This window comes from Clostridium sp. (assembly GCF_051278035.1).
GTDB lineage: Bacteria > Bacillota > Clostridia > Clostridiales > Clostridiaceae > Clostridium_AD.
The window spans coordinates 16,481-39,781 of the sequence record NZ_JBNMNU010000012.1; the positions used below are offsets into that span (position 1 = coordinate 16,481).

Sequence of the window (23,301 nt, forward strand, 5' to 3'; positions counted from 1 at the left end):
GCAGGTAAGTGAATAAATAGTGATAGGCAGCTATCACTATTTATTTATATAAATTGGCTTTTAGTGAATGTCTAAATGAGGAGCGAATATTTATATGAGTGATTATATATTAGAGATGAAAGATATTACAAAGATATTCCCAGGGGTTAAGGCCTTGGATGAGGTTAGTTTTAGGGTGAAAAGAGGAGAAATTCACTGCCTTATTGGGGAAAATGGTTCTGGGAAATCAACCCTGATGAAGGTGTTAAGCGGACTTTATCCACATGGCCAATATAGTGGAGATATAATATTTAATGATACAGTACAAAAATTTTCTTGTATTAATGATAGTGAAAAAGTTGGAATTGCAACAATATATCAGGAGCTTGCGCTTATTCCTGAAATGACTGTTTATGAGAATATATATTTGGGTCATGAAATAAAAAAAGGCTTTAATATTCATTGGAATGAAACAATTGTTCAAGCAGACAATATGCTTAAGAGAGTAAAACTTGATATCAATCCATCAATTAAAGTACGAGATTTGGGTGTTGGTAAGCAACAGTTGGTAGAAATAGCTAAGGCACTAAGCAAATCTGTAAGTCTCTTAATATTGGACGAACCCACAGCTGCACTAAATGAAAATGATAGCGAAAATTTGATGACTTTAATAAAAGAGCTTAAAGAGCAAGGAGTAACATGCATTTTAATCTCCCATAAATTAAAAGAAGTCATAAATATAGCAGATACTATTACAGTGCTGCGGGATGGTAAAAGTGTTTGTTCACTTGATACTAGCGTAGAAAAAGCTTCAGAATATACAATAATTAAACATATGGTTGGCCGTGAAATAGAGGATATTTATCCTAAGAGGATGAAAAATATAAACGAAGAAGAGAAAGTCCTTGAGGTAGTAGACTGGTGTGCATACGATTCTAAGGTAGAAAGGCAAATTCTCCAAAATGTAAATTTAAATGTTAAAAAAGGTGAAATAGTAGGTATAGCGGGCCTCATGGGAGCAGGGCGTACTGAGTTTGCTCTTAGTATATTTGGGAATTCTAGAGACTATAATATAAATGGTGATTTATATGTCATGGGGAAAAAGATGAATTTTAGAAATCCTAGCCAAGCCATAAAAGAAGGCATTGCGTATGTTACTGAGGACAGAAAAGGTAATGGGCTAATACTTATGGATGATATAAGGTCAAATATAACTTTAGCAGATTTACAGAAACTTTCTAAGAAGAGTGGAGTTATAAATAAAAATGAGGAAATAAACGTGGCAAATTACTATAAATCTTCATTGAATATTAGAGCTACTAGTATAGCACAAACGGTTGGTAATTTAAGTGGAGGAAATCAACAGAAGGTTTCGCTTGGAAAATGGCTGTTTGTTAAGCCAAATTTATTAATTTTGGATGAGCCTACTAGAGGTATTGACGTAGGAGCAAAATATGAAATATACACTCTAATGAATAAGCTTGTGGAGGAAGGTATGAGCATTATTATGATTTCATCTGAACTTCCTGAGATATTAGGAATGAGTGATAGACTATATGTAATGTCGGATGGGGAAATTGTCGGGGAGATGTCAAAGGAAGAAGCAACACAAGAAAAAGTAATGCAGCTCGCAGCTAATTAGGGGGTATAGTTATGGAATTTTTTAAAGAAGCTAAACATTTGTTAAAACAAAATATCCGTGAATATGGAATGTATATTGCACTAGTAGTTATAATGATTATATTTACAATTACGACTAATGGCTTATTTATATCATCAAGAAATATTAGCAATCTTATTAATCAAACTGGTTATATTGCAGTACTAGCAGTAGGTATGACTCTAGTTATTGTAATAAAACATATAGATTTGTCAGTAGGATTTGCTTCAGGATTTATGGGGGCAATCGCAGCTATTCTCCTAACAAGATTTAATGCTCCTTTCATTGTAACTATAATTATAGTTTTGGTAGTAGGTATGTTAATTGGACTCTTTAATGGATTTTTAATAGCTACAATGGGTATACCTTCTTTCGTGGCAACCCTTGCAGGCATGCTAATTTTTAGAGGAGGAATACTTCTATTAACTGAGAGCTCAGGAACAATTGTTATTTCCAATGATGCATATAATGCTATAGGAAATGGGTTTATCCCCGATATAGCGAGTATTCAGGGAATTCATTTATTAACTATACTAATAGGGATTCTGGCAATAATTCTATACGCCTTGAGTATTCTTAATACAAGAAAAAATAAAATTAAATACAATTTCGAAGTAGTATCCATGAAAATATTTATTTTTCAGCTCGTATTTGTTTCTGCAATTATTGCGTATATAACATGGATTCTTGCAGGGTATAATGGACTTTCATGGACTGTAGTTATAGTTATAGCAGTGGTTGCAATCTACCATTATGTAACAATGCAAACGGTGCTTGGCAGGCATATATATGCGGTTGGTGGTAATATTGAGGCAGCAAAACTTAGTGGTATAAATGTAAAGAAGATTACCTATATAGTTTTTGCTTCTATGGGCATGTTAATTGGTCTATGTGGTATCCTATTTTCATCACGTCTCCAGTCAGCATCAACTACAGCAGGAACACTATTCGAACTAGATGCAATAGCTGCAGCCTATGTTGGAGGAGTCTCAGCTGATGGTGGTATAGGAAAAGTTACCGGATCTATAGTAGGTGCCCTAGTTATGTCATCACTTATAAGTGGAATGAATCTAATGGGTACAGGGATATCTTATCAGTACATTATTAGAGGCGCAGTACTAGTAATTGCGGTAATATTTGATGTTAAGACTCGTAATAAGAGTAAATAATAAAATCTATTTGATTGAATTAGAATTTGGGAAATATCCATGAGAAAACCACTAGAATTTATATTTTAGTGGTTTTCTTTACGTTATTTAGATTATAGTAGCCAATTCCGGAATAAATGTAATCATTATATTGTTTAAATGGTATGATTATAGCAATGTATGGTGATAGCAAAGGGTGAACGTATGACTAATGTATTTTATATCAGATATACACTATGGAAGATTTTTTAGGGCTAAGAGATTGATTAAGGTAGTTAATAGCATTAATAAACTAAAGCCAGATATTATAATAATAGGTGGAGATTATTTAGATATTTCAGTAAAAAGTAATAAAGATGTAAGCAAGTATTTAAAAGAATCATTTGAAATTATAAGAAAATTAGAATTTAAGTTAGTGGTTTTTACGGTACTAGGGAATCACGATTATTTTAACCGAAGGGAAGCTCTACTAAATGAGATAAATTCAAGTTCTTTTAACGATTATAAAAACCTGATTAATTATGACTTAGGGATATCAGGACATACCAATGGAGGCTAAATAACCTTTTTTGGATTATATGCACCACATACATCGTCTAAATATGGTCAAAGGTACTTGAAGAAAATAGTCCATGAGGAAAATAGAGATATAGTATTAACCAATGGCATAGGTAATGGAACTTTGCCTATAAGATTTTTTGCTATTCCATAAATTGTTGAAATTAATTTGGAATTATAAGTGAAAATGAATTTTTCACAATATCATTACAAATATATCCCTATATACACTTTCAAATTTTCGAATTATCTAAACAATAGAGATGCAAGTGATATTAGGGGAATGGATAATTCGTTAGATTTCACATATATATTTGCACGTGATGGATATAGGAATGGTTCAAAAGTTCCATCAGCAAGTTATGTCCCAAAATTTTGAACTGTTTTATAATTTATATTTAGAGTCCTTTAAACCCGTGATTTATTAAAACCAAGTGTTTTGTATTTTTTTTGTTTCGCTAAACATGGTCCATTCTATTTACATATTTCAACGCATCAATTGATAAAAAAGTATCACTACGAGGTTTAGACTCTATCATACCTACTGCTCTGTCGCTTTCAAATTAACAGTTTTATTTGAATAAACCGATTTTTTTGTAAAGTAACTTATTAGAATTAATCCTAGAAAAGAAGTTATTAAACCAAATGCAACGTAGGGAACGGTTGTGTTCATTATTTGAGCTACTAAGCATCCGATAAATCCACAGAACATACTTCCTATAGCACCTTTCTGAGTAAGGAAATTTTTGTTTTGTAGGAAGTATCCTGCAAAAATCGGAAATAATAATGCTGAAGCAGAATATGCATAAGTCGCTATAAGCCAAGATAAAGCATGTGGATATAATATTGATAAAGCCACTGCTGATGTAATAACAGTTACAGCTAAAATACGTGAAAGATTTAATATTTTTTTATCATCATTGATATTAGGATTAACAATTTTCTTATAAAGATCTTCCGTAAAATTTACAACGATAGATTGCACAGCACTATCTGCTGTTGACATAATAGTAGCAACAAGGAATCCAGAATATATAGCCATAAACCAAAGGGGTATATTACTTAAAAAGTAGCTTGCAGCCATCTCAGGTGCAATGTTAGGCATTACTGATTTTATAGAAATACCCATATATGAAGCCCAAATATCTCCAAATAAAATCAATATTGCACTGATAATAAGGCTCTTCTTAGCATTTTTAACATTATCAACTGCAAATATACGTTGATAACACATTTGATTTGTAAGAGTACCTGGTATAATAGCTAATCCCCATAGTAATATAGTCCATCCTCCGACTGCTCCCATACTTTTAGGGAATTTTAAAAGTTCTGGAGGTGAATTAGCTAATATACTACTTATTCCTCCACCCATTTTTGTTACGAGTATTAGTGAAGCAACTGACATAACTAACATAAGACAACCGAATAAAAAATCAGTCCAGGCAACCGATGCAAGACCTGCTGGAAGCACGAAAGCTAAACTAATTATTGCGAAAACTATGATTAAAGCATTCATTGAAATACCAGTCATATATGAATAAATCTTTCCAAAAGCAACTAATTGCGTACATAACCATCCAAAAGGAACTATTATAGTCATGAAAATTGTTAGTCCTAACAAAAGTTTATTTTTACCATATATTTTTTCGATTATGTCTGGAATAGTAGTGAATTTCTCTTTTCTTAACCAATTTGCGATTATTGAAAGCATAACTAAACCACCGGATACAAAAAGACCATATGTGACTGCAGACCATCCAAATTGATATCCTATTCCAACATGGGCAACTAACATACCACCTCCCATTACAGTAGCATATTGGGTGCCTACTATTACATATAAAGGAAGGTTGCGACCACCTGTTGCCCAACTAGAATCACTACTTTTTTTTCCTATATATAAGGATAACATTGATGCTCCACCTAATATAAATATTGTACTAGCTACAATTACGAATACTGGATTCATAAAATACCCCCTTGTGTGATCTAGTTATACGTTTTGACAAAAACCCATTCATGCATATAATGAATGGGTTTTTTACTTTAATCTTTTGTCATGACGGAAATCAGTTTAGAAATTTTTTTGATTTAAACATAATGTAGAAAGTTTTAACCTTACTCTTTTCCAGTGTCTTAAGGATAATAAATTTGATGCATTTATTATAGATCCATTTGTTACTAATTATAACAAAAATATGAAAATAAGAAAAGTTATTTATGGAATAAAAAACAAGTTAAATGTAGAACAATATTGTGAATAAATTAACTTTTCAAAATATTCAGAATTGTATTGATTTACCAAAAAAAAAGTAGTAGTATAGTTGTAGTACAGTACAACAATTAAACAGTAAAGCAAATAAAAAAGAGGGGGAGTTTTAATATGGAACATAAAAAGTTGAAATGGGCTGTTATTGGCGGAGGAAATGGAGGACAATCATCTGCTGGACATTTAGGAATACTAGGGTTTTCCGTTAAATTGTTTGACATAATACCTGAAACGGTTAGGGTTATTAATCAACAGGGAGGTATTTTTGTAGAGGGAGCTGTGAATGGATTTGGGGAGGTTTTCGCAACCACTGATATGAAAGTAGCTGTGGAAGATGCCGATATTGTTATGGTTGTTGCACCTGCGTTGGCACATAAGGTAATTGCCAAGGCTTTGGCATCTCATGTAAACGATGGTCAAATTGTCTTTATTCACCCAGGAGCAACTCTTGGAGCATTGGAATTTAGAAAAGTTTTTGATGATGAGGGTTGTAAAGCAGATGTAGTGATTGCAGAATCTTTATCCCTACTTTATGCTTGCAGGGCATCGAAAACGGGGACTGCGTCCATTAAAGGAATTAAAAAAAACCTTATGGTTGCTGCACTGCCAGCTAATAGAACAGATGAAGTGATTGCAAAATTACGGGAAGCTTTCCCACAGATGATTCCAGGAAAAAACGTGCTAGAAACAAGTTTAAGTAATTTAAATGCTGTTATGCATCCAGCTCCAACATTACTGAATACATCAATGATCGAATCTAAGCATGATTGGAAATACTATTGGGATGGAATTACTCCTAGCGTAGGGAAATTCGTTCAAAACTTAGATAAAGAAAGGGTTGAACTAGGAAAGTCATTTGGATTAGAATTACCTACTGTATTAGAACTATATAAAATTCTGTATGAAGTTGAAGGGGAAAATTTATCAGAGGTCGTTAAAAAAAATCTCGCATATAGTGAGATAGTGGGTCAGAAAAAAATTGAAACAAGATATGTCCTTGAGGATATTCCAATGGGTTTAGTTCCAATGGTATCTTTGGCAAAAAAAGCAGGGGTTGGATTTGCTATGATGGAAACCATATGCAACTTAGGTAGGTATGTATTAGATCAAGATATTAATATTAATGCAAGAACATTGGAAAATCTCGAACTAGATAAAATGAGTATTGAAGAATTGTTATACTATGTAAATACTGGGATAAAAACAGTAATGGCGTCTTAATTGATGGTGAAATACTGGGAATATTTATGAATAGTTAATAAAATCACAAAAGTCTTTGAAAACTGTATCAGATGTAGTATATTTAAACAGTACTATATTTAAACAGTACTATATTTAAACAAATACTACATTTGGAGGGTTAAAATGATTATACCTGTTAAGAAAAAAAATCTATATCAAGAAATAGTAAATCAAATTATTAAGATGATAAATGAAGGGGTTTGGAAACCTGGGGATAAGATACCTGGAGAAATTGAGTTGTCAAAGAGTTTTGAAATTAGTAGAAATTCAATAAGAGAATCTATAAAATCATTAGAACTTGTGGGAATTCTATCATCGAAAACGGGAGTCGGTACTTTTGTATCTGACTCTGCCGTGATTAATATGAATAATATGAAGTTATCTACATTGATTAAGACAGATAGCTCCATGATAGAACTAATGGAAACAAGATTAATTATTGAACCTGCGTTAGTAAGTAAAGCGGTAAAAAATGCTACAGAGGAAGATATTAAAATCCTTGAAGACATAATTAAAAAATCAGCAAAAGCTTATAAAGAAAAAAATTATACATTTGATATGGGTTTTGAATTTCACCGATACATCTTTGGTATGGCCAATAATGATATATTAAACAATTTGTTAGAAAGTATAACAGAAAATTTAATTGGCTTTCGAAGTAAAATGTTTTTCAAGCATTTAAGTGAATACATTTTGACAGAGGAATTAAATGAACACACTGAGTTACTATCCCTTATTAGAAAAGGGGATTCCGTTGCAGCTAAAGATATGATGTTTAATCATATTGAAAAATCATTAAATATACTAAAGGCAAGAATAGAAGAAGAGGAACAAGTGGATTGAAAATAGCAACTAAAAGTTAATAGAAGAATTTTTTATGGAAGAAAATCTTCTATTAACTACATTTAAATTGGTAAATATGTGTGCAATATTAAAATCTAAATAGTCAGAAGATTAAAAATATAAAGAAAATTAAAAAAACAATGCAAAAATTGGAAAAGTATGGTATATTAGAAGTAGGACAACTGAACAGTATGATTTTTAAACAAACAAATTTCTTAATCATTCATGATCAATATCTTAAACGCAAAATATCAAGGGGGGGAATAAAATGGACAAGTTAGCTATTAGTGATAGGATACTCGAAGTGCTTGCTAAAATCCAACAAAAAATTCTTATGGTTTTAATATTTGCTTTACCATTATTGGTAACTGTGCAAGTTATTTTGAGATATGTGCTACATCTGCCTCTTATGGGAATTGAGGAATTAATGCTTTTTCCTACCATATGGCTTTATATGTTAGGTGGCTCAAATGCATCAAGGGAGAGAAATCACATAGAATGTGGTATTTTATCATTGTATATTAAGAAGGAAAAAAGTATAGCGATATTTAAAGTCATTAAAACTTCGGTAGCTTTTATAGTCAGCGTGTGGTTGACATATTGGGCCTGGTGGTATTTTGCATATTCTTTAAAAATGTGGAAAATAAGTGACCTTCTTCATATACCAATGTTTTTCGGTGAAAGTGCACTTTTTATAGGACTATTTTTAATGACAATGTATGCGGGCATAGAACTATATGATATGGTGCAAATTCTCAGAGGGCATTTAGGGTATAAAAGTAAAGGGGGCGTAAAATGTTAACTATAGTTCTTTTTGATGTGATTTTTCTTGTGATTTTACTAATGTTTAGTATACCGTTACCCTTTTGTTTTGGCGGAGCATTGGCTTTCATGGCAATTTTTGGTGGGGCTTCAATGCAAAGTATGATGCTATGGGGATTTAATCAAATGATTAGTCCAATTTTGATAGCCAGTCCATTGTTCATATTAGCTGGTATGATTATGGGATCTAGCGGTATTGCAAAGCATTTATTGAATTTTGCAGATATACTTGTAGGAAAAATCAAAGGAGGAATAGGTGTTGTGGCTGTTTTAACTTGTGCAATTATTGGGGCCATTTCAGGAAGTGGTTTTACTGGGGTTGCTGCAACTGGACCTATTTTGATTCCAAGAATGGTGGAACAAGGTTATCCTAGAGGATATGCCACATCATTGGTTACTGTATCTTCAGTACTTGGATTATTGATTCCTCCTAGTGTTATTATGATTTTTTATGGATGGGTTACAGATACATCAATTTTAGCAGCATTCTTATCAACTGTTGGACCTGGAATCATGATAATTATATCTTTTTCTGTTATCAATATGATATGGGTTCGTAAGTTACCCGATATTATCTTGGCACCAGATATTCCTAAAGAAGAAAAGATGAAAAGAAATATTAATAGAATGTTTAAAGCAATACCAGCTCTTTCATTACCGATTATTATTTTAGGAGGAATATATGGTGGGATTTTCACACCGACAGAAGCTGCGGCTGTTGCAGGGGTTGTGTCTATTCCTATTGGGTTTTGGGTTTATAAAGAATTAAATATGAAAAAGTTAAAAGGTGTAGTGGATGAATCCGCAACGTCAATTGGTGCGATCATGACCATGATCATATTTACTTTAATGTTAAGTCAAACCTACGTGTTATTAAAGGTACCAGAAGCACTGATACAAATATTGTTTAGTGTTACTTCAAATAGAATCATACTTCTTATAATCATTAATGTATTTCTATTCCTTGTAGGAATGATTGTAAACGATATTACAGGTATGATTCTTGTTGCACCATTATTACTACCTTTAGTTACTCAATTAGGAATAAGTCCAGTACATTTTGCTGCAATAATGGGAGTGAATTTGGCTATGGGCGGAGTTACACCACCTTATGCTAGTATTCTATATCTAGGCATGAGAATAGGAAAATGTGAGTTTAGTGAAATATTAAAACCTACTATGGTATTTTTGATATTTGGATATGTACCTGTCGTGTTTTTAACAACATTTTGGCCATCACTTTCATTATACTTACCCAAATTAATGGGGTTAGCATAATAATTTAAAATAAGGGGGATTAAAAATGAAAAGAAAATGTAAATTAATTACGGTGCTTGGATTAAGTTTATCATTAGTATTAACTTTGGTTGGTTGTGGAGGAACTGGAGATAGTGCAAAAGTCAATGAAAGCAAAGAAAGAACATGGAAAATCAGTCATGTTAGACCAGAAGGTACTTCTACAGATATAGACATAAAAGCCTTTGCTGAGGATATAAAAACTAATTCAGAAGGCAAAATAACAACTGAGATATATCCGGCCAGTTCCTTAGGAAACTATACGGTGGTACAAGAACGTGTAGCTTTAGGAGATGTTACGATGCAACTAGCACCAGCGGGGACAAGTGTAACGAAGGCCATGGCAATTGCAAGCGCACCTTATATTGTAAGCACATGGGATGATGTGAGGAAAGTATATGCAAGGGATAGCGTGTTAATTACTGAAATAGAAAAAATGTTTGATAAGGAAAATATTATGCTTCTTGGAACTTACCCGAAATATTTTGGTGGGATTGCATTGGCTAAAGAAGCAAAAGAACCTACAAATCCTAATGTTTCAAAAGGAATCAAAATTAGGGTTCCTGCTATGGAAGCATATCAAAAAACAGCTGAAGCATTAGGGTTTATCGCAACTCCTATTGCATATTCAGAAGCTTTTACAGCTATGCAAACAGGTATTGTCGATGGTGCTATTGGTTCAGGGGCAGAGGGATATTACTCAAGCTTTAAAGATTTAACAAAATACTACTTACCTGTGAATGATCACTTCGAAATGTGGTTCCTATACATGAGTAAAGATACTTGGAATGACTTATCAGATGCAGAAAAGAAAGTTGTGGAAGACGCAGCTTTAAAAATGGAAAAAGAGAGATTTGAAAGTGCTGAAGCTGAAGAGCAAGAATTCATCGATAAATTAAAAGCAGGTGGAACTGTAGTTGTTGAATACAGTGATGCACAGCTAGACGTGATGGCTAAAAAGGTTAAAAGTGAAGTATGGCCTGTAATTAAAGATGAAATAGGAGCAGAGTTATTTGATACTATTACAAAATAAATCTTTCTCTTTTGAACACATGTAATAAAAGGGATAGGACTTTATTAAAATTTGGTCATAGAAATGAGAAAACTACTAAAATTTATATTTTAGTGGTTTCTTTTCGTTATTAGCAATATCTAGAAAATTATTACAAATGTTATATTTATATAGAAAGCTAATGTTCGTACAGAGGTAAACATTAAACAAAGATTTGTATAAAATATTCGTTTTAAGTTAAAAGCATGGTATAATAAACATGAATTAGCTGAAAAACGAAGGAGGAAGTTTATTGTTTACTATAAAAGATTTAGTTCAACCACAGACTTTAGATGAAGCATATAGATTTTTAATATTAAAAAAAAATAATGCAATTCTTGGTGGATGTGCATTTTTAAAAATGGGTTCTAAGAAAATTGGAACTGCAATAGAATTATCGAAATTAAATTTAAACTATATTAATGAGACTGAAGATTATATTGAAATTGGAGCATTAACTACTCTTAGGGATATTGAGATAAATCCTCTTCTAAGTGAACGGTTTGATGGTGTATTAACAAGTGCTGTAGAGAACATAATAGGAATTCAATTTAGAAATGTAGTGAATATTGGAGCAGCTGTATTTTCAAAATATGGATTTTCAGATGTAATAACAGCACTTCTCGCTTTGGACACAGAAGTAGAACTTTATAAAGCTGGAAGAATGCCACTTAATGAATTCTTAAAAAGTCCCTATGAGAAGGATATCCTAACTCGAATATTCATCAAAAAAAATGCTACAAAGGCACTTTATAAGTCATTTAGAAATTCTTCAACTGATTTTTCAATTTTAAATTTAACGGTGTCAAAATTAGATAATAAATGGAGAATTGTAGTGGGTGCAAGACCCAACACTGCAATGATAGCTATTAAGGCTTCTAACCTCCTTTCAAAGGAAGAGTTTAGTGAAATTCTAGTTGAAGAAGTAGCGCAAATGGTTACAGAGGAATTAACTTTCGGAAGCAATATGAGGGGTTCAGCTGAATATAGAAGAACTATTTGTAAGGTGCTTGTAAAAAGGGTAGTAATGGAGGTGGCATCATGCAAATAGAGCTTAACATAAATCAAAGAAAATATAAGTTACATATAAATGGAGATGAGTTTTTACTTGACACTCTTAGAAAAGTGGGCTTTTTAAGTGTTAAAAGAGGTTGTGATACCACGAACTGTGGGATATGCACTGTTTGGATAGATGGTTTGCCAACCCTTTCATGTTCAACCCTTTCAGTGAAGGCACATGGGAAAAGTATAATAACTATTGAAGGTGTACAAAATGAAGCAGAGAAATTTGCTAGGATTTTCACGGATGAGGGAGCAGAGCAATGCGGATTTTGTAGTCCTGGTTTTGTGCTTACAGTAATAGCTATGAAAAGAGAACTTATTAGTCCAACGGATGATCAAATAAATCATTATTTAGCAGGTAATTTATGTAGATGTACTGGGTACATGGGGCAATTAAGAGCTATTAAAAAGTATTTGGGGGTGAAGGCTTAATGAAGGTTGTAGGAAAAGGATATAAAAAGATAGATGGCATGAGCATTGCTACTGGTAAGCCAGTATATACAGATGATCTTGTTATGAAGGAAGCATTAGTAATTAAAATATTAAGAAGTCCACATGCCTTTGCAAAAATAAAATCAATTGATACTTCTAGAGCAGAAAATATTGTAGGCGTTGAGTGTGTTTTAACTTATAAAGATGTACCGAATAATAGATTTACATTAGCTGGACAATCATATCCAGAGCCATCCCCATATGACAGACTTATATTAGACAAGGTAGTAAGATATGTAGGTGATGAAGTAGCTATAATAGCAGCTGAGGATGAAAAGACAGCACTAAAAGCTATGAAACTTATAAAGGTTGAATATGAGGTCTTTGAGCCCGTACTAGATTTTGAAAAGGCTATAGACCATAAATCAATAGTTCATAATGAAGAAGATTTGCATTGTAATATCAACTTAGGCATGGAAAAAGAGAGAAATATAGTAGTTACCCATGATGTAGAGTTTGGTAATGTAGAAGAGGAAATTAAAAAGTGCTCTATAGTTATAGAAGAAACTTATTACACTCAGGCTCAGGCTCATGCAATGATGGAAACCTATAGATCTTTCAGTTATATTGATTACGCAGAAAGACTCATAACGGTAACATCCACTCAAATACCTTTTCATGTCAGAAGGCATTTATCAAGAGCGCTTGGAATACCTTCAAGTAAGCTCAGAGTGATAAAACCTAGAATAGGTGGAGGCTTTGGAGGTAAGCAAACTGCTGCTGTTGAGATATTTACAGCATTAGTTACCTTAAAAACAGGTAAACCATCAAAGATAGTTTATGATAGAAAAGAAACTTTCAGCTGCACTTCTAGTAGACATGCCATGAGATTAAAAGTAAGGCTGGGAGCAGATAATGAAGGATATATTAGAGTAGTAGATATAGAGGGTCTATCAGATACGGGGGCCTATGGAGAACATGCACCAACTACATTTTGGGTAGTGGGTGAAAAGACATTACCACTTTACAATAAGACAACTGCAGTAAGATTTTCCGGTAAAGTAGTTTACACAAACAAGATGCCAGCAGGGGCACTTAGAGGGTATGGTGCAACGCAAGGAGGATTTGCTCTTGAATCTGCTGTTAATCAGTTGGCCAGTAAACTTAATATGGATCCCACAGAAATAAGAATGAAAAATCTTATGAAAAAGGGAGGAAAGTCAATAGCGTATAATGGAGAGACCTTTTATAGTTCAACACTTGATAAGTGCATTGAAAAGGGGAAAAAAATAATAGGATGGGAGGAAAAGTTCCCATCAATACAAATTTCGCCTAATAAAGTAAGGGCCATAGGTATGGCAGTAACAATGCAGGGTTCAGGTATAGCAAATATTGATACAGCATCTATAGAAATAAGGTTAAATGATGATGGAAGCTACACTCTACTTACTGGTTCAACAGATATGGGTACAGGTAGTGATACAATATTATTACAGATGGCTTCAGAAGTACTTAATACTGATTTTTACAATATAACAATTATAGCAGCGGATACTGATGTATGTCCATATGATCCTGGCTCCTATGCTTCAAGTACTACCTATGTCACAGGAATGGCAGTTGTAAAGGCTGCCGAGGACCTTTTAGTGAAAATAAAAGAGGCTGGAGCAGAATTACTCGCAGTTCCAGCTAATGAAGTTGAACTTGAGGGACAGATATTAAGAAGTGTTGATGGAAAAACTCAGATCACGGTTAGGGAACTTTCCCAGAAGGTTATAGTAGGTCCTTTGCATAGGCAACTAGTAGGAAATGCAACCCACGGGAGTACTATTTCACCTCCACCTTTTATAGCAGGCTTTGCTGAGGTTGAAGTGGACACAGAGACTGGCAAATTTGAACTTGTGGATTATGTGGCCGTTGTGGATTGCGGGACTGTTATAAATCCAAAGTTAGCAAGAATTCAGGTTGAAGGGGGAATAGTTCAAGGTATTGGGATGGCAATGTATGAGGAGGTTCGATATAATTATAAAGGAAAGATGGATACGGATTCCTTTATGCAGTATAAAATACCTTGCAGAAAAGACATAAAAAGCGTAAGGGTAGATTTTGTGGAAAGCTACGAGCCTTCTGGTCCATTTGGAGCAAAATCTATTGGAGAGGTAGTAATAAATACTCCACCACCTGCCATAGCCGCAGCTATTTACAATGCTGTAGGCGTTAATTTAAGAAGTTTGCCAATAACTCCTGAAAAGGTATATATGGAAATGCATAAATATTGCAAAAACTAAAAGCCCGAAATGGGCTTTATTTTAATTATCTAACTATTTTTTATAAAAATTCGACAAAAGCGAATATTTTTCTATTGATAAAGCTATTTTTCTTGTAAATGTATCATATATAGAATACAATTTTATTATACGGTAAATAGTTGTAGATAATGGTAAACGAATAATTGGTTTCAAATTTTTTAGTGTCCTAGGAGGTAGTTAACATATGATGAAGGGAAAATATGAGAAAGAGCCAATTTATATTATAGAATCTAAAGAGAGATGTATTGAATTAGGTATGGAGCCTAATGAAATTAGAGTGCCAACAAACATCATGTCAGAATTAGACCTTTCAGAAAAAAAAGAATCCTATAAAGAAATTTTAGAGGTTGTAAAATTCTTTAGTGAGAAAATAATAAAATCATTAGAAGGTACTCCCATATTAATAGTTATATCAGATGAAAATGGTTATTTATTAGATACTCTAGGAGACGAAACAATAAAAGAAACAATAGCTCAACTAGGAATTAAGACAGGTATCCAATTTAGCGAAGAGGCCATGGGTACAAATGTGGTTAGCTTAACGCTAAAGCAAAATCATCCGCTTCAGTTAATAGGAAATAATCATTTCCACGAAGTATTACACGGCAGTGCTTGTTATGGAGTGCCATTTCATTATACAGATGTTAATAATCTGCTAGGGAGCATATGTATAATGACTGCAGTAATACTTCACAACCCATTTTTCTTACTTACATTAACTACTGTAGTTGATGGTATAGAACGTGAACTATTACTAAGAAAACAAAATCATAAACTCAATATAATGAATCAAATTATGCTAAGTAATAATCGAAACGCAATTATAATTACTGATGCAAGTGGGAAAGTACTAGATTTTAATTATTTTGCAGAAAAATTATCTGGATATACAAGGAAAGAGGTTATAGGGCTAACTATTTATGGCTCGGAATTTATGAGTTACCTTTTTAAAGATGTTTTAAAAAGTCAAATATGTCATGAAAATGTTGAGGTGAAATACGAAAACAAAAATAATGAAGAATATGTTTGCCTTGTCGATGTACAACCTATTCATGATGAAAATTTAAACGTAATAGGCGCTTTTGGTCAAATTAGGGACATAACAGAAAGATATTTAGCTGAAGAAAAATATAATTATTTGGCATTTCACGATGAATTAACAGGATTACCAAATAGAAGAAGGTTTAAAGAAATACTAAATAAATACATAGACAATTTTACTTGTGCATCAGAGGACATGGCAATCATATTCGTAGATTTAGATAAGTTTAAAATGATTAATGATATGTTTGGTCATTCTAAGGGTGATCTATTACTAAATGAAGTTGCAAGTGTATTAAAAGAATGTTCAAACGCTAATGATCATGTTTTTCGGTTTAGTGGAGATGAGTTTGTATTGTTGTGTTATAAAATAAAAACTAGAGAACAAGCAATTGAACTTGCAGAAAAAATAATGAATGCTTTTATTGAAATATTCATTATTGATGATTATAAGTTGCATATAACAGCTAGTGTTGGAATTTTATTATATAATGAAAATCAAACAAATGCTGAGAATTGTTTGATTTATGTTGACAATGCAATGTATAAAGCAAAGTCAAATGGAAGAAATGGCTATGTTATTTACGATCCGGGTTTAAGAGAATCATTTATAGATAAATTAACTCTAAAGATGGACATAGAGAAGGCGTTAGAAAACAATGAATTTATACTATATTACCAGCCGCAAATAGATATAAGAAGTGGTAATATAATTGGTGCCGAAGCGCTAATAAGATGGATGCATAAAGAAAAAGGAATGATTTTTCCAGATGAATTTATTCCTATAGCGGAGGAGACAGGACTAATTTCTAAAATAGGTGAATGGGTACTGGGCGAAGCTTGTTCTCAGCTAAAGAAATGGCAAAGTATTGACTTGCAATTATCAAAAGTAAGCGTAAATCTATCAGCACAACAATTTCTAAAAAGTGACATAACGGAAGTTGTTAAGGATGTATTATCTAAAACCGGGCTTGAACCTAAATGCTTGGAATTAGAAATTACAGAAAGCATGACAATGGAGGTCAATTACGCAATAAGAAAATTAAAAGAATTAAGACAATTAGGGGTTAGAATTAGTATTGATGATTTTGGAACTGGATATAGTTCATTATATTATTTGAAAAAATTCCCCGTGAGTTATCTTAAAATAGATAAATCATTTGTAAGGGACATTATGCTTGATAAGAGCAATGCAAATATAGTAAGTACTATAATATCTATGGCTCATAATATGGGTCTTAAAGTTATAGCAGAAGGAGTTGAGGATGAACAGCAATTGAAATTCTTACAACTACGTAATTGCGATTTTGTACAAGGGTATTTTTTTAGTAGGCCGATACCTGCAGATTTTTTTGAAAAGGAATTTTATAATTTACAAAATGAATTTAAAGAAAAAAATTAGTATCATCTACACTTGAGGGGGGCAAACAAAATTGAAAAGTATTGCATTTATTTTAGTAGAGCATTTTAAAAGATGGGGAGTTACGTGTGTATTCGGTATACCTGGGAAGCCTATTGCACCATTTATTGTTGAATTGGATAAGCAAGGCATAAGTTTCATATTAAACAAGCATGAAGGCGGTAGCGGTTATGCTGCAGCGGGGTATGCAATGATGAATAGAAAGCTGGGAGTGGCAATTGCAACTGCGGGTCCTGGTGGCACAAATTTATTAACGTCAGCAGCCCAGGCAAAGGCCTATCATCTACCGGTATTATTTATTACAGGGCAACCAGCCATAAATGATGCAGGAAAGGCTTTAGGGCAAGATTCTACACTATTTGGTACTGATTTAGTTAAAATGTTTGAACCTGTGACTAAGTTTAGTGTTAGAGTTGAAAGGCCGGATCAGTTTAAGCGTTATTTACAGCATGCATTGGAAAAGGCTCATTATGGACTTAAGGGACCAGTTCATTTATCAATACCCTCTGACATACTAAATGAGCAAATAGAAGAATTTAAACTAGATTTGCCTATTAACGCATGTGAATCTATTTCTTCTAGGTTAGATGAATTTAAAAATAAACTTGATAATGCAAAGAAAACTGTGATTTTATCTGGTAAAGGGGTACATTCAAGTTTAGCTTATGATGAAGTTGAAAAAATTGCTGAGTTGTGGAGTATACCAGTTATGACCACTCCAGGAGGCAAAGGTACATTTAAAGAAAATCATCCATTATCACTTGGGGCATTGGGACTTGGGGGTACTCTAAGAGCAAAGAAATATATTAATTCGGGTGTAGATTTAATGATTGTCATTGGAAGTAAATTATCGGATATGTCTTTAGTTGACATATCATCTGATAGCTATCCTAAAGAAGTTATTCATTTAGATTATGAACCTACTTTTATAGCAAAATCATTAGTAGTTCCAACACTACCTATTATTGGAGATATTAAAATAAATTTAAGGTTTCTGCTTAACAAAGTTTCTGAAGTGACAAAAAATAAATTCGAACTATTAAATGAAGAAATAGAGATTATACAGGAGGATACTGATCCTTATATGTCAGCCGTAAAAGCTATAAAGGTTATAAGACAAGAACTTCCGGATGATGCAATTATTTTTGGGGATGATGGAAGTCACACATTCTATGCAATAAAATATTTTAACATTAGAAAACCTGGTACGTTCTTTTTTGACGATGTATTTGGTGCTATGGGACATGCTATAGGTTATTCTATAGGGGCGCAATTAGCCAATGATAAAGCTAGAATTATTTGTTTAACAGGTGATGGATGTGTTTTTATGCATGGAAGTGAAATGTCTACAGCGGCTAATTATAATATTCCTGTGACTTTTATTGTTTTTAATAACGGAAGATTAGATATGGTTGATAAGGGAATGCAACTTAATTTTGGGAAGGCAATAGGGACAAAATATAATATACCACTAGATATTGAAAAATTTGGGCAATCTATGGGAATAAAGTCATTCAAATGTTTTAATCAATTTGATTTAAAGAAAGCTCTAGAAAATTCAAATTTACATAGCGCAACAGTAATTATAGAAGTTATGGTTGACCCATATGAAATACCACCAACAATAGAAAGGGGATAATAAAATGAATAAGAATTATCAAAAGGGAATTGATATACTTAAACAAATGACAGATGATGAGGGAATGAAAGGAATTAATCATTTACAAGAGATATTTCCTGACTTTGGAGATAGAATGGTTGATTTTGGATTTGGACAAATATATTCAAGACCTAATCTGGAACTGAAATTAAGAGAAGTTGTAACTATAACCGCGCTTATAACTCAAGGTGCATTTGAACAATTGAATTTTCATATTAATTCAGCTCTTAGAGTTGGATTAAAACAAGAAGAAATATTGGAAATAATTCTTCATTGTGCAGCTTATGTAGGATTCCCCAAAGCATGCAGCGCATTAGTTATTGCAGGTCAAATTTTTAAAGAAAATGAAACTAAAAACTAAAACTTTGGAGTTTAGGCAAAGTTCTTATAAAATCAATAATGAGGAATAAAAGTCGTGAAAATATATATTTTCACGACTTTTTTCTATATGCACTTTTATAATAAGTAGTATTATATTAAAAAAAAATACATTAAACCTTTTTATAACTTTTAAATTCAATTAATATCTGAGGATTATCTTCGATAAATTGTACGAAATTATGAAAACATTTTGTTGTTTTATTACTTATTGTATGTTCAATTTTTTCGGTTTCTTCTAAAACATCAGACTCTGAAACGTCAAGTATTCTGAGTAAATTTTCTACAGTATTATGACGATTAAGGAGTACCTTTCCTAATTTCTTTCCATCATCTTCTAGTTCTAAAACACCATATTTTATATATTTTAAAAGTTTAAGATCGGCTAATTTATGTACCATATTTGTAGCCGAAGGTGCTTTAACATTAAGTGCATTAGATAGTTCGTTAACCCTTGTAAAGCCTGTATTCAAAGATAATCTATATATCATTTCAAGGTAATCTTCCATAGATGGAGTAAGAAATTTTTTCCCTTTTTTCATATATCCATTAAAAGTATGAAAATCTTTTTTCAACACATTATCACCTACTTTAAGCTATAGTCTGTTAAATAAAGTATATGCTTAAACATACAACATAATTACTTTAATGGAACGTTTAAACAATAACAACATAACTTGTATTACAGAAATAGATTTAGTTCTGTCTAAGAAATTTAATTAAGTATAACTATTTTAGTTATACCTAAAAAACTAAATGGAGAGTGATATTAATCTATGGAAAATGATAACTTAATAAATGATAGTTTATCTGCTCACAAGAGCGGTACAAATAATGGTATGGGAAAGTTAAGTAAGGTAAAACAGTTAATGAAGTATATAGGACCTGCTTTTGTTGTTAGCGTTGCATATGTTGATCCGGGTAATTTCGCAACTAATATTACTGGTGGGTCACAATTTAGTTATACACTCATTTGGGTAATTTTATGGAGCAATATACTTGCTATATTTTTACAGACTATGTCTGCTAAACTAGGAATAGCCACGGGACATAATTTACCTGAAATGTGTGCTAAGGTATTCCCTAGGTCAGTAAACTGGATATTCTGGGTTGTCGCTGAAATAGGTGCTATGGCAACAGATTTGGCAGAGTTCCTAGGGGGGACATTAGGATTATACTTGTTGTTTCATATACCTATGATATATGCAGGACTTCTAACGGGACTTTTAACATTTATAATTTGTTATTTGGAAAAGTATGGTCAGAGAGTTATTGAAATCATAATAGCAGTACTTGTTGCTGTAATCAGTATAGCATATGGAATAGAAGTATTTCTTGCTAAACCAGATTGGGCGGAGGTGGGCATTCATACATTAATTCCTATGTTACCCAATGGAGCTGCTGTATTCATTGCGGTAGGTATGCTTGGTGCAACAGTTATGCCTCATGTAGTATATTATCACTCACAGCTAGTTCAGGAAAGAAGCACTAATAAGTCAAATGAAGGTAAGTTGCGACATTTAAAAATGGAAAAAATAGATATTACTATAGCTATGAATATTGCTTTTATTGTAAATGCTGCAATGGTTGTCGTCTCAGCTGCAGTTTTTTACAGAAATGGAGTTATAGTAACTACAATTGAACAGGCTCATGCATCTTTACAACCATTATTAGGTTCTCTATCAAGTGGCGCCTTTGGAATAGCATTACTTGCATCAGGACTATCATCCTCTGTTGTTGGAACCATGGCAGGTCAGACTATTATGAAGGGCTTTGTTAATCTGAGCATACCTATAAATGTTAGAAGAATTATAACCATGATGCCAGCACTAATTATAATTGCTCTGGGAATTAATCCTATTTATGCTCTTGTTTTGAGCCAGGTTGCACTTAGTTTTATTCTACCATTCCCAATATTTCAAATGTTAACTATAGCTAAACGTAAAGACCTAATGGGTATTTTAGTTAATACACGTAAAGTACAGTTCTTTGGTATTTTAATAGCTGCGGTTATAATTTTACTAAATGTAGTGCTCATATACCTAACATTTACAGGTAATGTTTAAATAAGTATCTATAACAATCACTTTAGGGTTAAATAATATAAATAATTAATATTTATATTACAAAAGGCCACCGTATGAAGGTGGCCTTTTGTACGTCAATCAGTACGAAATTACAAAACTCAATTGATTCAAGTAGTATCTTGCCTTCCAGCTTTAAAGGCAGAAAAATTCACTTCTACAGTTTTTGGTGGGACTTTTTTTGCAATAACTTTTAACCAGGTTTCTTCTTTGAAAGGTAAATAGTTAGATAACTTGCCCAAAAGAATAATATTTCCCGTTTTAATATTTCCAAGTGATCTGCCAATTTCTTTTGCGCTTACAGAAATAACATCATATCCTTTTTCTACTAAATTTTCTTTTATATTTTCGGGGTATTCATCTTTTTCAAGAAGCACTCTGTTAGGGAAAATCACTTCTTCATTAAATATAATTTTCGAACCTTTTTTTAAAGCACTAGACCATCTTAAGCCCTCCAATTTTTCCATTGAAAGTAATATATCGCCTTCACCATTTGGGATTAATGAGGAATGTACTTTTTCGCCAAAGCGTATGCTTCCCCAAACTTTTTCACCTCTTTGAGAAAGTCCAATTACGTCATTGCTTTTTACATCAAAGCCTTCTAAAAAAGCAACTTCCGATATTATATCTGTAGTGAGTACCAACCCTTGGCCTCCAACACCGGCCGTATAAATATTCGTAACATTCATCTTAGTTCACTCCCTTTAGTTCGTTTTTGGTACTGCATTTTATTGCACCAACTGGGCAAACTCCAGCACATACGGAACAACCTACACACATGTCGGGATTAATATATGAATTTTTTTTAGACTTTTCAGGATACATTTTCATGGAAATAGGTGGACAGTTCGTTCGCAAACAACTTCTACAGCTTATACAAATGTTTTCATCTACATAAAAATGAGGATTTTTAATTTTAAAATTTAATGCACAGGGACGAGTTGTAACAACTACTGAAAGGCCCTGTCTTTTCATTGCATTATTAATGATTTCTTTCGTCTCTTTATATTTAAATTGGTCTACCACAGTAATATCCACAATTCCGAATGATTTTAAAATAATAGGTATACTTGCATGATATCCAAGTTCTTCTTTGAAATATGCTCCTGTGGTTGGCGTGTTTTGGCCACCAGTCATGGCAGTAGTTCTGTTATCCATTATAATAACAGTGATATTTTCTGTGGTTTTCGCAAGCTGTATAAATCCTGTCATTCCAGAATGAAAGAAAGTTCCATCTCCAATTGTGGCAACTATTGGTTTAGCTTTATTTATTTTTGAATGTACAGTAGCAACGCCAAGTGCCATTCCGAGTGATGCACCCATGCTTATGTTTGTCTTGTGTACCTCAAAAGGCTCATGTATTGCTAATGAATAACAACCTATATCACCGATTACAGTTGCATTGTTTGCTTTTAAAATATGAAAAATTGGTCTGTGAGGGCACCCTGAGCAGAGCATAGGTGTTCTTGTAATAATTTCTTCGTTTTGTGGTGCTTCGACTTCAGTAAAATCTATCAAAATCCCTGCTTTTTTTAATCCTCTTTTTATATCTTCTATAGAAAGTACTCCAGTGAAAGAGAAATATTCTTTCCCTTTTGCAGTAATTCCATTGATTTTAAGCTCCTCTTCCATAAAAGGCAATAGTTCTTCAAGAACAATTATATTGTTGTATTTTTGCTTAGCTTTTTAATTTTTTCTATTGGAAGAGGCCAAATCATACCTAATTTTAGTATACTTATGTTTTCTAATTCTAGTTCTTTTAAAGATTCATAAATAAGGCCTGAAGTAACGATTAAAAATTCATCGCCTTTTCCTTCCTCTAAGTAATTATATTCACATTCTTCACTATAGAGTTGAAGCTTTTCCATTCTTTCTTTCATGAAATACTGCTGAGCATTAGAGTAGTCACGGAAACTAATATATAAAACTTGAATTTGTATGGAGTCGTCTAGAACTATAAATTTTATGTTAAGAGAGCAAGTAGCGATAAAAATAGGTATAGCAAACAAGCCTGCACGATGCAGAAATTTCAAGAAAAAACATTTAA

Annotated in this window: 19 protein-coding genes and 1 pseudogene; 15 read left to right on the forward strand and 5 right to left on the reverse strand. The window is 32.7% G+C overall.

Annotated elements, in window-relative coordinates:
• Positions 1-94 precede the first annotated feature (94 nt).
• The 3 genes from ACJAX4_RS03360 to ACJAX4_RS03370 all read left to right on the forward strand — a co-directional run bounded on the left by ACJAX4_RS03360 (position 95) and on the right by ACJAX4_RS03370 (position 3,346).
• A complete protein-coding gene (locus ACJAX4_RS03360; protein ID WP_435788039.1) occupies positions 95-1,621 on the forward strand; it encodes an ATP-binding cassette domain-containing protein in 1,527 nt (508 codons plus the stop codon).
• Positions 1,622-1,632: 11 nt separating this feature from the next.
• Positions 1,633-2,808, forward strand: a complete 1,176-nt coding sequence (locus ACJAX4_RS03365) for a sugar ABC transporter permease (RefSeq protein WP_435788040.1) — start codon at positions 1,633-1,635, stop codon at positions 2,806-2,808.
• A 190-nt stretch (positions 2,809-2,998) separates the two neighbouring features.
• A complete protein-coding gene (locus ACJAX4_RS03370; protein WP_435788041.1) occupies positions 2,999-3,346 on the forward strand; it encodes a metallophosphoesterase in 348 nt (115 codons plus the stop codon).
• A 540-nt stretch (positions 3,347-3,886) separates the two neighbouring features.
• On the opposite strand, the gene ACJAX4_RS03375 is transcribed toward ACJAX4_RS03370, so the two are convergent.
• Positions 3,887-5,314: a sodium:solute symporter family protein gene (locus tag ACJAX4_RS03375; RefSeq protein ID WP_435788042.1), complete on the reverse strand. Its 1,428-nt coding sequence runs from the start codon at positions 5,312-5,314 to the stop codon at positions 3,887-3,889.
• Between the two features lie 414 nt (positions 5,315-5,728).
• Between ACJAX4_RS03375 and ACJAX4_RS03380 the strand changes: the two genes are divergently transcribed.
• The 11 genes from ACJAX4_RS03380 (at position 5,729) to ACJAX4_RS03430 (ending at position 19,153) form a co-directional block, all read left to right on the forward strand.
• On the forward strand, positions 5,729-6,835 hold the full coding sequence (locus ACJAX4_RS03380; RefSeq protein ID WP_435788043.1) for an NAD/NADP octopine/nopaline dehydrogenase family protein: 1,107 nt from the start codon (positions 5,729-5,731) through the stop codon (positions 6,833-6,835).
• A gap of 144 nt (positions 6,836-6,979) precedes the next feature.
• Positions 6,980-7,699: a FadR/GntR family transcriptional regulator gene (locus ACJAX4_RS03385; RefSeq protein WP_435788044.1), complete on the forward strand. Its 720-nt coding sequence runs from the start codon at positions 6,980-6,982 to the stop codon at positions 7,697-7,699.
• Between the two features lie 268 nt (positions 7,700-7,967).
• Positions 7,968-8,501, forward strand: a complete 534-nt coding sequence (locus tag ACJAX4_RS03390; protein ID WP_435788045.1) for a TRAP transporter small permease — start codon at positions 7,968-7,970, stop codon at positions 8,499-8,501.
• Positions 8,495-9,799 (forward strand): TRAP transporter large permease, encoded by a 1,305-nt coding sequence (locus ACJAX4_RS03395; protein WP_435788046.1) that lies wholly within the window; start codon positions 8,495-8,497, stop codon positions 9,797-9,799. Before ACJAX4_RS03390 ends, ACJAX4_RS03395 begins: the two co-directional genes overlap by 7 nt.
• A gap of 25 nt (positions 9,800-9,824) precedes the next feature.
• Positions 9,825-10,850, forward strand: coding sequence for a TRAP transporter substrate-binding protein DctP (dctP, locus tag ACJAX4_RS03400; protein ID WP_435788047.1), 1,026 nt, complete (start codon positions 9,825-9,827; stop codon positions 10,848-10,850).
• Positions 10,851-11,121: 271 nt separating this feature from the next.
• On the forward strand, positions 11,122-11,919 hold the full coding sequence (locus ACJAX4_RS03405; protein ID WP_435788048.1) for an FAD binding domain-containing protein: 798 nt from the start codon (positions 11,122-11,124) through the stop codon (positions 11,917-11,919).
• The gene (locus tag ACJAX4_RS03410; RefSeq protein ID WP_435788049.1) at positions 11,910-12,362 is read left to right on the forward strand and encodes a (2Fe-2S)-binding protein; all 453 of its coding nucleotides are present in this window, start codon (positions 11,910-11,912) and stop codon (positions 12,360-12,362) included. The genes ACJAX4_RS03405 and ACJAX4_RS03410 overlap by 10 nt, the downstream gene beginning before the upstream one ends.
• A complete protein-coding gene (locus ACJAX4_RS03415; RefSeq protein WP_435788050.1) occupies positions 12,362-14,650 on the forward strand; it encodes a xanthine dehydrogenase family protein molybdopterin-binding subunit in 2,289 nt (762 codons plus the stop codon). The genes ACJAX4_RS03410 and ACJAX4_RS03415 overlap by 1 nt, the downstream gene beginning before the upstream one ends.
• Before the next feature lie 205 nt (positions 14,651-14,855).
• Complete coding sequence (locus ACJAX4_RS03420; RefSeq protein WP_435788051.1) at positions 14,856-17,114, forward strand: EAL domain-containing protein; 2,259 nt, start codon at positions 14,856-14,858, stop codon at positions 17,112-17,114.
• A 31-nt stretch (positions 17,115-17,145) separates the two neighbouring features.
• Positions 17,146-18,771, forward strand: a complete 1,626-nt coding sequence (locus ACJAX4_RS03425; protein ID WP_435788052.1) for a thiamine pyrophosphate-binding protein — start codon at positions 17,146-17,148, stop codon at positions 18,769-18,771.
• A gap of 4 nt (positions 18,772-18,775) precedes the next feature.
• Positions 18,776-19,153, forward strand: a complete 378-nt coding sequence (locus tag ACJAX4_RS03430; protein WP_435788053.1) for a carboxymuconolactone decarboxylase family protein — start codon at positions 18,776-18,778, stop codon at positions 19,151-19,153.
• 130 nt (positions 19,154-19,283) lie between these two features.
• Here the strand turns inward: ACJAX4_RS03430 and ACJAX4_RS03435 are convergent, their stop codons facing one another.
• On the reverse strand, positions 19,284-19,748 hold the full coding sequence (locus tag ACJAX4_RS03435) for a metal-dependent transcriptional regulator (RefSeq protein WP_435788054.1): 465 nt from the start codon (positions 19,746-19,748) through the stop codon (positions 19,284-19,286).
• 198 nt (positions 19,749-19,946) lie between these two features.
• Between ACJAX4_RS03435 and ACJAX4_RS03440 the strand changes: the two genes are divergently transcribed.
• A complete protein-coding gene (locus ACJAX4_RS03440; protein ID WP_435788055.1) occupies positions 19,947-21,236 on the forward strand; it encodes an Nramp family divalent metal transporter in 1,290 nt (429 codons plus the stop codon).
• 128 nt (positions 21,237-21,364) lie between these two features.
• Here ACJAX4_RS03440 and ACJAX4_RS03445 read toward each other — a convergent pair whose 3' ends face one another.
• From ACJAX4_RS03445 to ACJAX4_RS03455, 3 genes and pseudogenes are all read right to left on the reverse strand, one after another.
• Entirely contained in the window at positions 21,365-21,943 is a 579-nt protein-coding gene (locus ACJAX4_RS03445; protein WP_435788056.1) for an indolepyruvate oxidoreductase subunit beta, read from the reverse strand.
• Between the two features lies 1 nt (position 21,944).
• On the reverse strand, positions 21,945-22,886 hold the full coding sequence (locus ACJAX4_RS03450) for a thiamine pyrophosphate-dependent enzyme (protein WP_435788057.1): 942 nt from the start codon (positions 22,884-22,886) through the stop codon (positions 21,945-21,947).
• Between the two features lie 26 nt (positions 22,887-22,912).
• Positions 22,913-23,301, reverse strand: a pseudogene (locus tag ACJAX4_RS03455) (hypothetical protein); the annotation flags it as partial.